A 13,789-nucleotide genomic window follows, 5' to 3' on the forward strand; every position below is an offset into this window, starting at 1 on the left:
TGGGAATCCGCATCCCGCATCCGGACACGCCGGAAGGAGAACGGGAGGGCGTCCAGCACGGGCGCCCTCCCGTTGTTGCGTCAGGAGCTGGGGCTCACTCCGCGCGCGACCGCTTGCGACGGGCCGCCAGCGCGGCGAGCGCCAGCCACGCGAGCGGGGCCACCGGGGCCGCACCGCAGCCGCAGCCGGAGTCCTCCTCGGGCAGGGGCTTGCTCGTGCCCGAGCCGGCATCCGTGCCCGAGCCGGCATCCGTGCCCGAGCCGGCATCCGTGCCCGAGCCGGCATCCGTGCCCGAGCCGGCATCCATACCCGTGCCGGCATCCGGCTGCCCCGGCTCGCAGCTTCCGTCCCCGACGCAGACCGTCGCCGTGGCCTCGGCCTGGGCGCCGTTCGTGTCCACCACGACGAAGCGCACGATGTGCGGGCCCGGCGTCAGGCCCGTGGTGTCCCAGCGGTTGTGCGTGCCCCCGAAGTGGAAGTGATTGTCCGAACGGACGTCCGTGTATTGCAGCGTGCCGTCCACGTAGAACTCGGCGCGGGTGCAGCCCACGTCGTCCACGCAGTCGCCGAAGAACTCCGCCATGGCGCCGGACACGCGCTCGCCCTGGGTGGGGCGGGTGAGGACGGCGCTCGGCGCCGCATTCGCCTTCGTGACGATGCTGAAGGTCTGCTCCGCGTCCGGAGGCACGCCATTGGCCACGCGCACGCGCACGTCCACCGTGCCCGCCGCCGGGGGCGTCCAGGTGATGAGGCCGGTGACCGGGTCGATGCTCATGCCCTGCGGCACCGCGCCCTCCAGCGAATAGGTGGGCTCCGGCCGGCCCACCGCCTCCACGTCGTAGCGGTACGCGATGCCCACCACGGCGGTGGTGACGGGCGTGGAGGAGAGGGCGGGCGCGAGCGGCTCGTCGTCCGCCTCCACGGCCTCCAGCGTGCGCGCGTCCAGGCCCGGCATGGCGACCGTGATGGTGGCCACGCCGTCCACGTTGTCCGCGTCCTGCGCGGCCTGGAGCGTGACCGTCTGCGCCGTGCTCCAGTTGGAGACGGTGAACGGGAGCGTGCCCCCGGAGGTCACGGTGACGTCCGTGTCTCCCTGGGTGGGCGCCAGGGTGACGGTGACGTTCGAAGAGGGCCGCGCGGACAGGGCCACGGTGAAGGTCGCGGTGCCTCCCTCGGGCACGGAGACCCGGGCGGTGGACAGCACCAGCCGGGGCGAGTTGTTGTCGATGGTGGTGGCCACCACCGCCTCGTCCGCCATCCCCTCCGAGGTCACGGTGAAGGTGGCGGTGTCCGCGACCGCGTCCGCGTCCTCCACCGCCTCGAGCAGGACGACCTGCGGCGTGCTCCAGTCCTGCGGAGAGAAGGTGAGGGTGTCACCGCCCAGGACGCGCAGGTCCTCGGAGCCACCCATGGCCCGGGCCACGCGCACCGTCACGGGCGCGGCCGGCGCCTGGGCCAGCCGCACGGTGAAGGTCGCGCGGCCTCCCTCCATCAGCCGCAGGTGGAGTCCCGACACGACCAGCTTCTGGACGGTCGCCGTGGGCGTCACCCGCCGCACCACACCGTTGGTGTACCCGAGCGCGTAGAGCGCGCCGTCCGGCCCCACGCTCAGGTCCACGTTGGAGGTGAACTCCTTCCCCCACTCGTCCACCGTCGCCACCGAGTCGTCGGCCGCGAGCGTGGCGCGCGTCACCTGCCCGGTGTTGAAGTCGCCGAAGAAGTAGTTGCCGCGGTACTCCGGCGGGAAGAGGGTCGCGTCGTAGAAGGTGCCGCCGGTGATGGAGCCGCCCAGCCGCTGCGTCGTCGCGCTGCCCCCGCCACTCGTCGCATCCGGCAGGCCCGGCTGGGCCACGGTGAACGTGGTGGTGCCGGGCGCGTTGTTGGCGCTGGCGACGTAGAGGGTGCCGTTGAAGCTCGAGTTCCCGACGCCCGCGACGGTGAGCCGCTCCCCCTTGCGGAAGCCGTGCGACTCCGCGGTGGTGAAGGTCGTGACGCCGCCGCTGCGCACCGCGCCCGTGGCGGTGACGGAGCGCGTCTCCGTCCCGTTGGTGCGGTACTTGATGACAGGGGTGATGTAGTCGTTCCCGAGCGGCTGGTTGTTCTCGTAGTCGTCGTAGCCGGCGTGGCTGCGCCGGTTCACGACGAAGACCTGCTCGTAGTTCGTGCCCACGCCGTTGACCCACATCCGGCCGTTTCTGGGCTGGAACGTGAAGGTGAACGGATTGCGGAGGCCGCGCGCCCAGACGTATTCGTTGTTGGGACCGACGCCGTCGTTGAAGGGGTTGTCATTGGCGGGCGTGCCGTCCAGGTTCGCGCGGCCCACCTTGGCCGCCAGTGACGTCAGGTCCGCGTCCACGCCGGTGCCGTTGCCCAGGTCGCCAATGGACCAGTAGAGCTTGCCGTCCGGTCCGAAGCCCAGCCCGCCGCCGTCGTGGTTCTCACCACGCGTGGGCAGCTTCGTGACGACCTCCGTGCGCGCGATGCCCGTGCCGTTGGAGTCCGTGTAGCGGACGATGCGCTGCTCGGAAGGGGAGACGGTGACGAAGAAGTAGACGTACCGGTTGACCACGTAGTTCGGGTCGAACGCGATGCCGATGAGCCCGCACTCACTGTTGGTGTGGACCGAGGGCTCCGTGGCGAACGTGCGGGTCACCAGCGTAGAGGTGCCCGGCTGCGTCTCCAGCACGCCGTCCTTCAGGGCCACCGTCCGCACCACGCCGTTCTTCAGCGTGATGAACAGGCGCCCCGAACCATCCGGTGCCCACGCCATGCCCGTCGCCGGCGTCAGTTGGTTGGACGAATAGTTCGTTTCCACGAAGCCGGGCACTTCCGCCCGGGCTGGCGAGGACAGCATCAGGAACAGCAGTGAGGCCATGAGGGGGGTCCGCATGGCTCTGAACCTACCGCACCCGCAGTGCAGTCCGAGGGCCCTACCGCGTCGCGGTGAAGTTCCGCTGGATGAGGCACTTCAAGGCCGTGTTCTCGGTGGAGACGAGCTCCAGCACGTACTCACCCTCGATGACCGAGCGGTCGGTGGAGGAGCTGGGCGAGGGCGCGGCCACCGTCGAGGTGATGCGGACGGTGCGATCGAGCTTCTTGTCCGTGAGGCGCTGCCCGACGGCGAAGTCGAGCTTCCGGGACGGCTCGCCCGAGTAGTAGGTCGACAGCGTGATGCCGTCGAGCGTCGCCGTGATGTAGCCATTGGCTTCTTCCAGCACGAGCGGCCCCTGGGGCACACCCGCGCCCCAGGTCTCGCATTGTCCGCCCGGAGGCGAGGGATCCGCGAACTGGAGCTGATAGGTGCCTCCGATGTCGCAGCCCTCTTCACAGTCCGGAACCGAGCTGCTGCCACAGCCCGGGTTCCCCATGCCGCTGCCCATCGTCATCATGCCCACGGCGAGCAGCACGGGGACGCGGAGGAACGTGAGGGCCTTCGGGGAACGGGCGCTGCGCGGGGACCTGGTGTGCATGGACGACTCCGGGTGGAAGCAGGGAGGCGTGAGGATAGCCCAGACGCCCGCACCCCTTCTCACCCGGAGTCCGTCGTGCTTCACGTCACAGCGTGACGCTGCCGGACACCACCTGGGTGAACTTGCAGGGGATGTCGCTGGAGAGCGTGGCGCAGGTGGACGGCTGCGCCGGGGTCCACGTGGTGGCGTTCAGCTTGATGGCCGCCTGAGCGCGCTGACGATAGACGCCCGGGACGTTGGGCGTGGGGTTCGCCGTCTGGCCGCCGAAGTCGGTGTTCGTCTCCGGCCAGCAGCTGCGGCTGCCCTCCACCGCCGTCCAGGTCACGGTGCCCGTGCTGCTCACCGAGCGCTTCTCCACGATGGAGCAGATGTAGATGATGGGGTAGTCCTGGTCGCAATCCCAGGCGGACGCCTGGGCGCTGATGGGACCGCCCACGTCGTACGTATAGGGCTTCGTCGCTTCCACCACGCACGTCGTGCCCGGGATGGCCTTCGTCACTTCGGACCGCACCTGCGCGACGTCGCCTCCGGCGGGGGCCGGCTCCTTCGCTTCCGGCGCGGGACCGCAGGCGCTGAAGGCAAGGGCCACCACGGCGAGGCTGTACGTCTTGAACTTGAACATGGGGGAGTGTCTCGGGGGATGAGAGGTCTGAACGCGCGGCCACCGCTCCTCGCTTGAATCCCATGCATGTCCATGGGTTCCATGTCAGGAACGATTAGCGCGCCAGAAAGGTAAAACCTTTCATCCCCTGTCGTCCACCCACGCGCCGTGCAAGGGCATGGGTGGACGCCCCGTGAAGTCACGGTGGGGTGACGTCAGGGCCTGCGGGACGCCACGCTGGGCGCGGCGGTCATGGCCTGGCTGAGCTTGCGGGTGCCGGCCGAGAAGGCGCCCCGTGCGACCTCCTGCCCGGAGGTGCTCAGCACCTGGGCGAACACACGGTCAAAGCCCTTCTTGAGTCCCATGGACTCGTGGGGTTCGCCCTTGGAGTCGGCGACCATGTAGAGCGACGTGTCCAGCTCCGCGGGAGGCGCCTCGCCCTTTTCACGGAAGAGGTCCTTCATGGCGGTGAGCGACTCGTTGTGGCTCTTGCGGATCTCCCCGCGCGCCATGCCCTTGAAGAGCCCCGGGACGTCGCGCAGGTCCACGTGGATGACGACGATGGGCTTCTTCTCACGGACTTCATAGAGGAACTGGGAGGCATGCTGGCGCAGCTCCTCCCGGGTGCCCTTGTTGGCGTACAGCACCAGGGTGGGGCGGCCCTGCCCGATGGGGACCTCCTTGCCGAACACGTCCTTGAGCTCAGAAGCGGTGGCCGGGAGGGCTCCCAACAATCCGAGCAGGCAGGTCAGCAGTGCGGTCTTCTTCATGCAGTGGCTCCAGAAGGTGAACAGACGCATTGGGTCCACCAACAGCGCCATGTCACTCCTGAATCCCCACGAATGGATTCAATCCTCCGGGGGCGATGAGGGGCCGACGAAGCGAGCCCTGGGGCGCAGCAGGTGTCCCTGCTCGCGCTGCTCCATCACATGTGCCACCCAGCCCGCCGCGCGCCCCACGGCGAACACCGTCGCGGCGGCGCCCTTGGGCAAGCCCAGCGCCTCCGCCAGCATCACCAGTCCCACCTCCATCGACGGCGCGGGATGTCCCCCGTCGCGCATCACCTCCACCAGCGCGGAGCCCACGCGGACCGCTCGCGCGTCCGGGCGCAGCTCCCGCGCGGCGAGGATGAGCGGGGGCGTGCGTGGATCTCCCTGGGGATACAGCCGGTGGCCGAAACCCGGCACCGCTTCGCCCCGTTCGAGGTACGTGGCCACCGCCTCCTTCGCCTGCTCCGGACGGCCCACCTCCGCGAGGAGCGCCTCCACCCGGTCGCACGCGCCCCCGTGTTTCGCGCCGGAGAGCGCCGCCATCGCCGCGCTCACGCACGCGTACAGGTCCGCGCCGGAGGAGGCCGTCACCCGGGCGGCGAACGTCGACACGTTCAGCTCATGGTCCGCGCAGAGCACCAGGGCCTGGTTCAACACGGCGGGAGCGTGTGATGAGCGGGCGTCCCACGCGCGCGCCAGCGAATCCGCCACCGTCCCTTCGCGCAAGGCGAGCTCCACGCGCTCCGGCGCCCGGGCCGCGCACACCCACGCCGCCAGGTGACGCAGCAGGCTCCGGGCCCGTGCGAGCTCCTGGTCCGGTGGCGCGGCGAAGCGCACCGTGTCCCGTGCGCCCAGCAGGGACACCAGCGTCGCCAGCACCTCCGCGGGAGGTGTGCCCTGGGGCAGGAGCGCCGCCAGCGCGGAAGGCGGGAAGGGCATGGGCGGCCTGGGCCACGTCGTGTCCCGCCGCTTCGGCAGCACGCCGGACCAGAGCAGCTCCGCCACGTCCTCGAAGGAGCACCCTTGCGTGGCCAGCTCCACCGCGGAGTGGAGTCCCCGGTACGCCAGGCCTCGCGCCTCCACGCGCGACACGGCCGAGTCGATGACGGGCTCCCCCCACAGCAGCGCTCCCGCCGCGACCGCCGCGTGTCCCGCTCTTGCGTCGTGGCGGACCTTCAGCCGCTCCAGGTCCGCGCGCGCGTAGCGGTTCTCCTTCGTTCCCGGCACCGGCACGCACCGCACCAGGCCCCGGCTCACGTAGGTGTAGAGCGTCGCGAGCTTCACGCCGAGCAGCGCCGCGGCCTCGCTCGCGGACACCAGGGCTTCCTCGCGCTCAGGTCGATGGTCGAATCGAGATTGAGAGCGTCCACCCCGGCGTCTATCCATGATCCACCCACCTCCTGGAAGCAGAGTGTCGACGCGGCGCGGACGCGCTGTCGACGTGTCTTTCCTCATGGATGCGTGGAGCCCCGGACACAGGAGGACATGCCATGCAGGTGGACTTTGGCCGCACGTCGGAGGACTACGCCCGGCACCGCGCCGGCTTCCCGGACGCCTTCTTCGAGCGCCTGCTGCGGGAGGGCGTCTTCCATCCTGGCCAGCGTGTCCTGGACCTGGGCGCGGGCACGGGCACGATCGCGCGGGGACTGGCGAGGCGCGGGGGCGACGTCACCGCGCTCGACCTCTCCGCGTCCATGCTGGACTCGGCCCGGCGGCTTGCTCACGAGGAGGGGCTGACCATCGACTTCCGCGTGGCGCCCGCGGAGCGGACCGGGCTGCCTTCGGGCGCCTTCGGGCTGGTGACGGCCGGCACGTGCTGGCACTGGTTCGACCGCGCCGCCGCGGCCCGCGAGGCCTTCCGGGTGCTGGCGCCCGGGGGACGGCTGGTCATCGCGCACTTCGACTGGCTGCCCTTGCCGGGCAACGTCGTGGAGGTCGTCCACACCCTCATCGACACCTTCAATCCCTCACAGGTCGCGCCCTACGTCAGCTTCGGGCACGACGCGGGCATCTACCCGCGCTGGTTCGCGGACGCCGCCTCGGCGGGCTTCACCGGCCTGGAGTCCTTCACCTTCGACACCGTCGTCCATTACTCGCATGAGGCGTGGATGGGCCGGGTGCGGGCCAGCGCGAAGGTGGGGCCGGTGCTGCCTCCGGACGCCGCCGCGCGCTTCGACGTCGCGCACGCGAAGCTCCTCGAGGAGCGCTTCCCGGACGCACCGCTCGCCGTGCCCCACCGCGTGTTCGCCTTGCTGGCCACGCGCTGAGCGGGTGACAGAAAGCATGGCCCCCGGTGTTCGACCCGCCAGCATCCACTTCGCTGGAGGTCACAGACCATGGGCATCTCATTGGACCGTCGCTCCCTCATCCAGGCCAGCCTGGGTTTGACCGGAGGGCTCGCGCTCCTCCGGGGCTCTCCGGCCAGCGCGGCGGGACGGCCGTCCACGAATGCTACCGCCGCCGAGGAGCCCCGGCCCTGGTGGGAGCTGGGGTTGATGGCGGACCCCATCATGGAGAGCCAGCTCCTGCACTTCCTGGCGGGGACCTACAGCGCCCAGTCGGACATCAGCGAGGTGCTGGACACCGCGACCCGCATCGTCGCGGGGGATGACTGGAGCTGGCCCAACGAGTGGGTCCGCACCGCCGACCGCATCCGCGCCATGGGCGACACGAGCCTGGCCCGCCGTCACCCCATCAGCGCGGGCAATGCCTACCTGCGCGCCGCCAACTACTACCGCGCCGCGCTCATCCACCACCCGGAGCCCACCCACCCGAGCGTGGTCGCCACCGGGCGCAAGGCGGTGGACGCCTACAACAAGGCGCTCCCGCTGCTGAGGATTCCGGGCACGCCCGTGCGCATCCCGTACGAGGGCACCACGCTGCCCGGCTACTTCTTCCGCGCCCCGAGCGCCCGGAGCATCGCGCCGCTGCTCATCTTCCAGCAGGGCCGCGACGCGTGGCCGGAGGAGTCCAAGTACGTCATCGACGCGGCGCTCGCGCGCGGCTACCACTGCCTCATCGTGCACGCGCCCGGCCAGGGCATGGCCATCCGCGAGCAGGGGCTGCCCTTCCGCCACGACTGGGAGAACGTCATCCGGCCGGTGGTGGACTTCGCGCTGTGCATCGCGGGCGTGGACTCGCGGCGCATCGCGCTCCTGGGCTGGAGCATGGGCGGCGCCCTGGTGCCGCGCGCCGCCGCGTTCGAGCGGCGCATCAAGATCCTCATCCCCAACCCCGGCGTCCTTAACTGGGGCGATTCCTCCTTCGAGCAGTTCAACATGTACTTCCCGGAGGTGATGCCGCTGCTCGACAGCGACCCCCAGGCCTTCGACGCGGCCATGGCGCAGCTCATGGAGCAGGTGTTCCTCTACCGCTGGTACATGAAGGACTCGATGTCCAAGCACGGCGTCAGCACGCCGTCGGCCCTGCTCTTCGAGCTGCGCCGGTTCAACAACGAGCCTGTCGTCCACCGCATCCGCTGCCGCACGCTGGTGATGGATGGCACCGCGGAGGCCTTCTCCCAGGGCCAGGCCCAGCTGCTCTTCGACGCGCTGGAGTGCCCGAAGGACTACATGCTCTTCACCGCCGGGGACACGGGGCTCTTGCACTGCCAGGAGGGCGCGCAGGCCGTCGCCAACCACCGGATGTTCGACTGGCTGGACGAGTACCTCTAGCGCAGACCGCTGCCCAGCACCGCGCGGAAGACGGCCTCCACCTCCTGCGCGTCGGCCCCCAGCTCGCGGGCCCACGCGCGGCGCACGGCGAGCAGCGCCTCGAAGAGCGCGGGCTCGTTGCCGGAGGCCTGCGCGCGGCGCTGACGGCGGGCCAGCTCCTCGCGGCGGGCGAGCAGCTCCACCAGCTCCCGGTCGAGCGCGTCGAGGTGCTCGCGCGGCTCCCGGGGCGCGGGAGCCGCGGGCTCCAGTCCAGGCACGGCGATGCCCGAGGCCCTGGGCTCCTCCACGGAGGGCGCGGCCTGCAGGTCGCGGTGGATGCCCTGGAGCGCCGCGAGCAGCCGCCCGCGTGCCTCCGTTGCGAAGGGGTTCTCCTGCTGGATGGCGTTGAAGAGGTGGCCCGCGTCCGCGCGCACCGTCTCGATGGTGCGCGACAGCGCCTTGAAGCTGGCCGGCGCGAAGGGCACGTCCGCCGCCGCGCCGGAGTCCACCATCCCCTTGGCCACGAAGAACGTGAGGGCGTGCGTGCGCGCCATCACCCGGTCATGGCCTTCCGGCGTCTGCTCGATCACCTCGCAGCCCAGCCCCTCGTAGAAGCGCCGCGCGCGCGGGGCCGCCTCCGGATGCAGCGGGTTGGGGCAGAGCACGACGCGCATGGGGCGCTCGGCCATGGCCAGGCTCAAGGGGCCGAAGAGTGGATGCGTCCCCACCCAGGGCACCTGCGTGCCCAGCACCTCCGTCAGCGCCTCCACGGGCTTCACCTTCACGCTGCCCACGTCCAGCACCAGGTGCTCCGGCCGCAGGTGGGGCTTGAGGGCGCGCAGCACGTCCTGCATCTGGGGCACCGGCACGGCCACCACGACCAGCTCCGCGCCCGCCAGCAGCTCCGGCAGCGAGTGCGCGCGAAGCGGCTGCGGGATGTCCGCCACCGGGTCCAGGGCGCGGTGCTCCACGCCCACCGCCTCCAGCAGTGTTCCCAGCGCGCGTCCAAAACGTCCGTATCCCACGAGGGCGACATGCGGCATGCGCCGGAGTCTACGCGGGCCCGTGGGGGGATGGACGACCGCCGGACCCCCCGTGAAGAGGGGCCCGGCGGGGGAGGACCTGCCGGGGTGGCAGGCCGGGGACTACCGGGCGCGGACCATATCCGCGGTGAGGCAGGCGTCGGTCTTCTCCGGGACGACGAAGAAGGGCTGCTGGCGGCTCAGGCCCTGCGTGGTGCCCAGCCAACCGTCGCCAATCTGGTTGGCGCCGTCGTACACCAGGGCCAGCCAGTCATGCTGCGACGCGGGGAAGAAGTCCACGCTGTCGGAGTCGCGGTTGAAGTTGTAGGCGAAGGACGCGGCCTGGATGACGCCGCTGCCGTTGATGTCCAGGTTCGCGCTCGCGGTGCCGGCGCGCTGCACGCCGTTGATGCGCACGCCGATGTGGGCCAGGTCCGCCTCCGTGGTGGGGGCGACGGGCGCGAAGGCGGAGACCTCGTTGACGGACGCCTCGCTGACGGACGCGACGCGCACGCGCGAGTAGTCCAGCACGCCGTCCGTACCGTCGATGCGCAGGCCGAAGGTCTGGTACTCGTAGTTCATCACGCTCAGGTAGTTGGGCTTGTAGTTGGCGTCGTCGTTGCCGCCGTGCCGCAGGCCGATGTTGTGCCCCAGCTCGTGCATGAGCGTGCCGGCCTGCTGCAGCTCCGTGCCGCCCGGCGTGGACCAGCCGCCCAGCGTCACGATGAGGTCATGGCCGGGGATGCCGCGCGACAGGCCGCTGGAGCTCGTCGTGCCGTAGGTGTTCGCGAACAGCGCGTAGTGGAAGAAGGGCGCCCGGCGCGAGGCGAAGTACTTGCTCTTGATGGTATCGACGCCCACCCAGCCGGTGTCCAGGTTGGAGATGACGTCCGCGGCGGCGATCTGCGAGTCCAGCACCAGGTGCAGCGCGATGCCCGTGGTGCCGTTGGGGTTGGAGACGGGCGCGTTGGCGAAGGCCGTCGTCACGCGGTCCAGCGCCGCCTGCGTGGGCTTGCGGTCCGCGTAGTAGTCCACCTCCACGAAGACGTCCTTCTTACGCGGATCCGCGCCCCAGTAGTGCAGGTCCACGCCGCCGTAGCCGTACAGCTCCGCGAGGTCGCTGATGCGGTCGCCGTCCGTGTCGGAGCTGTTGGGGTTGGTGCCGTACTGGGACTCGGCCGCGTCGCAGACGCCGTCGCTGTCGGCGTCCGGCGCGAAGAGCGCGCACAGGTACACGGGCTGCACGGCGGAGATGTCGTAGCTGTTCCCGTCCTGCGTCACCGTCTCGTACTTGGGCCGGTGGTAGACCGTGACGGAGCGGTAGCCCGTGCGCGAGTAGACGAGCCGCAGGGCCTCCTCGCCGGAGGCCGGCATGATGATCTGGATGTGGTCCTCGCCGTTGTGGTTGCCGTACGCGTCGAAGACGTAGAGGCCGGACGAGTCCGTCTTCTGGAACGTGGGGTTGGTCCCGCAGCCGTTGCCGGAGCAGATGCCGGAGGCGACGGTCACCGTCACGTCCTGCACGGCGCTGCCGGAAGCCGCATCGTAGATGTAACCGTAGACACACCCGTTCAGGCCGACGAGCGCCATGGACGCCGTCAGAAGGCTCTTGTGAAACGTGGACATGCTTTCCCCCTCGGAGGATTCAGGGGCTGGCGTCTGGCGCCAACCGCCACGTCTACGGCGCGCGCGGCGGATATTCTTTCCGGGGATTTATTTCCCGTCGGATTGACAGGCAGGGGGTCGTGTTTTACTTGTAAGGAGTCATGAGGCCCGTCTCCTTCACTGCCCTGCCGACCCTGAGCGCGTTCGCGCCGGCGGCGGACGTGCGCCTCGCCCCCCGTCACGAGGTTCTGCTCGATATTTGAGCAGGCGGACCGGAAGTCTCCGGTGCGCGCCGTGGCTGGTTGCCCGCGTGCCGTGAGCCCCGTCTCCGCCCGAGAAGTCCCCGGAGTGCCCTCGTGTGCCCTCGCGCGTCCCTGGACGCGTGCGCGCCTGAGGCCTGCCCCGGGCTGATTCCTCTCATCCAACCGGCGTCTCAATCCAATACACCCGCGGGCCTCGCTGCCCGGACGGGAACGGGAGTCTTCCATGTCTCGCACCACGCGCATCGAGCGGTACCGCAACATCGGCATCATGGCCCACATCGACGCGGGCAAGACGACGCTCACCGAGCGCGTCCTCTTCTTCACCGGCCGCATCCACTCCACGGGAGAGGTGCACACGGGCTCCACGGAGATGGACTGGATGGAGCAGGAGAAGAAGCGCGGCATCACCATCACGTCCGCGGCGACGACGGCCTTCTGGCAGCCGCGTCACGGGCGCGAGGCGGGCGTGCCCCACCGCATCAACATCCTGGACACGCCGGGCCACGTGGACTTCACCATCGAGGTGGAGCGCTCGCTGCGCGTGCTGGACGGCGCGGTGGCGGTGTTCGACGCCAGCCAGGGCGTGGAGCCGCAGTCGGAGACGGTGTGGCGCCAGGCGGACCGCTACGGCGTCCCGCGCATCGCGTTCATCAACAAGATGGACAAGGTGGGCGCGGACTTCGGCCTGAGCGTGCAGTCCATGGTGGACCGGCTGGGCGTGCGCCCGGTGGCCGTGCAGTGGCCCGTGGGCGACGGCGCGGACTTCCAGGGGCTCGTGGACCTGGTGCGCATGCGGATGGTGCGCTTCCAGGGCGACGACGGCGGCTTTGACGATGGCGCGCCCGTGCCGCCGGAGCTGATGGAAGCGGTGCGGCCGTACCGCATGCGCCTCATCGAGGAGTGCGCGGACGTGGACGCGGGCGTGATGGAGAAGTTCGTGGACGGGCGGGTGGAGGACATCACCGCGGAGGAGCTGGAGCGCGCGCTGCGCTCGGGCACCCTGTCGCGGACCCTGGTGCCGGTGCTGTGCGGGTCGGCCTTCAAGAAGAAGGGAGTGCAGATGCTCTTGGATGCGGTCGTCAGCTACCTGCCGTCGCCCGCGGACGTGGCCACCGTGGAGGGCTTTGCGCCCGTCACCGGCGAGCGCGTCAGCCGTCCGGTGTCGGACTCGGGTCCGCCAGCGGCCCTGGCGTTCAAGCTGATGAGCGACAAGGCCGTGGGCGGCATCGTCTTCCTGCGGGTGTACTCGGGCACGCTGCGCGCGGGCACCGTCCTGCTCAACCCCGTCACGGGGCGCAAGGAGCGGGTGGGGCGCCTGATGTTCATGCACGCCAACCGCCGCGAGGAGGTGGCGGAGGTGCACGCGGGCGACCTGTGCGCGGCGCTGGGGCTCAAGGGCGTGCGCACGGGCGACACGCTGTGCGACCCGGAGGCGCCGGTGGTGCTGGAGGCGTTGAACGTGATGGAGCCCGTGGTGCAGCTCGCCGTGGAGGCGCGCTCCCCCGCGGAGCTGCCGAAGTTGGAAGAGGGCCTGCAACGGCTGGCGGCGGAGGACCCGTCGCTGCGCCTGGGCGTGGACCCGGAGAGCGGCCAGGTGCTGCTGTCCGGCATGGGTGAGCTGCACCTGGAGGTGGTCGTGGACCGGTTGAGGACGGAGTTCGGCGTGGAGGCGCGCGTGGGACAGCCGAAGGTGGCGTACCGCGACACGCTCCGGGGCGCGGTGCGCCAGGAGTACCGCCACGTCCGCCAGTCCGGCGGGCCCGGACAGTACGCGCGCGTGGTGCTGGACGTGGGGCCGGCGCCGCGAGGGGCGGGGCTCGTCTTCGTGGACGCCACCAAGGGCGGCACCATCCCCCGGGAGCTGGTGCCCGCGATTGAAAAGGGCGTGGCCGGCGCCATGGCGCGGGGCGTGCGCGAGGGCGTGCCGCTGGTGGACGTGGAGGTGCGGCTGGTGGATGGGGACACGCACGTGAAGGACAGCACGCCGCAGGCGTTCGCGGTGGCGGGCTCGCTGGCACTCCAGGAGGCCGCCCGGCGCGTGGGCGTGCAGGGGCTGGAGCCGGTGATGGAGGTGGAGGTGGTGACGCCGGAGGAGTTCCTGGGCGACGTGCTGGGTGACCTGGCGTCGCGGCGGGGACGGGTGCTGGGGATGGAGGCGAAGGGCCCGGCGCGGTGCGTGTCCGCGCGGGTGCCCATGGCACGCCTGTTCGGCTACGTGACGGCGCTGCGCGGCCGCACGCAGGGACGCGCCCAGGCCAGCATGCGCCTGGGGACGTACGAGCCGGTGCCGGAGGCGGCCAGCGCCACCCACGCCGAGGCGCGGGCCTGAGGTGACGGCCCCGGGCTTCTCCCACGAGGGGGAGGCCCGGGGCCGTGTTGTTTCCTGAAGGGAAATCGCCCCCCGT

The 13,789-nt window shown here is 70.8% G+C and carries 10 protein-coding genes; 3 read left to right on the top strand and 7 right to left on the bottom strand.

Annotated elements, in window-relative coordinates; all coding sequences use genetic code 11:
• Window positions 1–94: 94 nt before the first annotated feature.
• The 5 genes from JYK02_RS03515 to JYK02_RS03535 form a co-directional block, all read right to left on the bottom strand.
• Window positions 95–2,890: a PQQ-dependent sugar dehydrogenase gene (locus tag JYK02_RS03515; protein WP_207048419.1), complete on the bottom strand. Its 2,796-nt coding sequence runs from the start codon at window positions 2,888–2,890 to the stop codon at window positions 95–97.
• A 40-nt stretch (window positions 2,891–2,930) separates the two neighbouring features.
• Window positions 2,931–3,470 carry a hypothetical protein gene (locus JYK02_RS03520; protein WP_207048420.1) on the bottom strand — a complete coding sequence of 180 codons (540 nt, stop codon included), beginning with the start codon at window positions 3,468–3,470 and terminating at the stop codon, window positions 2,931–2,933.
• A gap of 85 nt (window positions 3,471–3,555) precedes the next feature.
• The gene (locus JYK02_RS03525) at window positions 3,556–4,092 is read right to left on the bottom strand and encodes a hypothetical protein (RefSeq protein WP_207048421.1); all 537 of its coding nucleotides are present in this window, start codon (window positions 4,090–4,092) and stop codon (window positions 3,556–3,558) included.
• Window positions 4,093–4,286: 194 nt separating this feature from the next.
• Window positions 4,287–4,841 carry a hypothetical protein gene (locus tag JYK02_RS03530; RefSeq protein WP_207048422.1) on the bottom strand — a complete coding sequence of 185 codons (555 nt, stop codon included), beginning with the start codon at window positions 4,839–4,841 and terminating at the stop codon, window positions 4,287–4,289.
• Between the two features lie 78 nt (window positions 4,842–4,919).
• Entirely contained in the window at window positions 4,920–6,158 is a 1,239-nt protein-coding gene (locus tag JYK02_RS03535) for a citrate/2-methylcitrate synthase (protein WP_347402416.1), read from the bottom strand.
• 173 nt (window positions 6,159–6,331) lie between these two features.
• Between JYK02_RS03535 and JYK02_RS03540 the strand changes: the two genes are divergently transcribed.
• Both JYK02_RS03540 and JYK02_RS03545 read left to right on the top strand, forming a co-directional pair.
• On the top strand, window positions 6,332–7,108 hold the full coding sequence (locus JYK02_RS03540; protein ID WP_207048424.1) for a class I SAM-dependent methyltransferase: 777 nt from the start codon (window positions 6,332–6,334) through the stop codon (window positions 7,106–7,108).
• Window positions 7,109–7,177: 69 nt separating this feature from the next.
• Window positions 7,178–8,515: an alpha/beta hydrolase family protein gene (locus JYK02_RS03545; RefSeq protein ID WP_207048425.1), complete on the top strand. Its 1,338-nt coding sequence runs from the start codon at window positions 7,178–7,180 to the stop codon at window positions 8,513–8,515.
• Here JYK02_RS03545 and JYK02_RS03550 read toward each other — a convergent pair.
• Both JYK02_RS03550 and JYK02_RS03555 read right to left on the bottom strand, forming a co-directional pair.
• Window positions 8,512–9,537 carry a prephenate dehydrogenase/arogenate dehydrogenase family protein gene (locus JYK02_RS03550; protein WP_207048426.1) on the bottom strand — a complete coding sequence of 342 codons (1,026 nt, stop codon included), beginning with the start codon at window positions 9,535–9,537 and terminating at the stop codon, window positions 8,512–8,514. The genes JYK02_RS03545 and JYK02_RS03550 overlap by 4 nt on opposite strands.
• Before the next feature lie 102 nt (window positions 9,538–9,639).
• Window positions 9,640–11,142 carry a hypothetical protein gene (locus tag JYK02_RS03555; protein WP_207048427.1) on the bottom strand — a complete coding sequence of 501 codons (1,503 nt, stop codon included), beginning with the start codon at window positions 11,140–11,142 and terminating at the stop codon, window positions 9,640–9,642.
• Between the two features lie 465 nt (window positions 11,143–11,607).
• Here JYK02_RS03555 and fusA point away from each other — a divergent pair, with 465 nt between their 5' ends.
• Window positions 11,608–13,713, top strand: a complete 2,106-nt coding sequence (gene fusA / locus JYK02_RS03560; protein WP_207048428.1) for an elongation factor G — start codon at window positions 11,608–11,610, stop codon at window positions 13,711–13,713.
• Window positions 13,714–13,789: the final 76 nt, after the last annotated feature.

It is taken from the genome of Corallococcus macrosporus, assembly GCF_017302985.1.
Taxonomy (GTDB): domain Bacteria; phylum Myxococcota; class Myxococcia; order Myxococcales; family Myxococcaceae; genus Corallococcus; species Corallococcus macrosporus_A.

Bases quoted from the DNA above. Each gene is read 5' to 3' on its own strand.
- JYK02_RS03550 (WP_207048426.1), bottom strand. From the start codon at position 9,537: ATGCCGCATGTCGCCCTCGTGGGATACGGACGTTTTGGACGCGCGCTG.
- JYK02_RS03555 (WP_207048427.1), bottom strand. From the start codon at position 11,142: ATGTCCACGTTTCACAAGAGCCTTCTGACGGCGTCCATGGCGCTCGTC.
- JYK02_RS03540 (WP_207048424.1), top strand. From the start codon at position 6,332: ATGCAGGTGGACTTTGGCCGCACGTCGGAGGACTACGCCCGGCACCGC.
- fusA (WP_207048428.1), top strand. From the start codon at position 11,608: ATGTCTCGCACCACGCGCATCGAGCGGTACCGCAACATCGGCATCATG.
- JYK02_RS03515 (WP_207048419.1), bottom strand. From the start codon at position 2,890: ATGCGGACCCCCCTCATGGCCTCACTGCTGTTCCTGATGCTGTCCTCG.
- JYK02_RS03525 (WP_207048421.1), bottom strand. From the start codon at position 4,092: ATGTTCAAGTTCAAGACGTACAGCCTCGCCGTGGTGGCCCTTGCCTTC.
- JYK02_RS03520 (WP_207048420.1), bottom strand. From the start codon at position 3,470: ATGCACACCAGGTCCCCGCGCAGCGCCCGTTCCCCGAAGGCCCTCACG.
- JYK02_RS03545 (WP_207048425.1), top strand. From the start codon at position 7,178: ATGGGCATCTCATTGGACCGTCGCTCCCTCATCCAGGCCAGCCTGGGT.
- JYK02_RS03530 (WP_207048422.1), bottom strand. From the start codon at position 4,841: ATGAAGAAGACCGCACTGCTGACCTGCCTGCTCGGATTGTTGGGAGCC.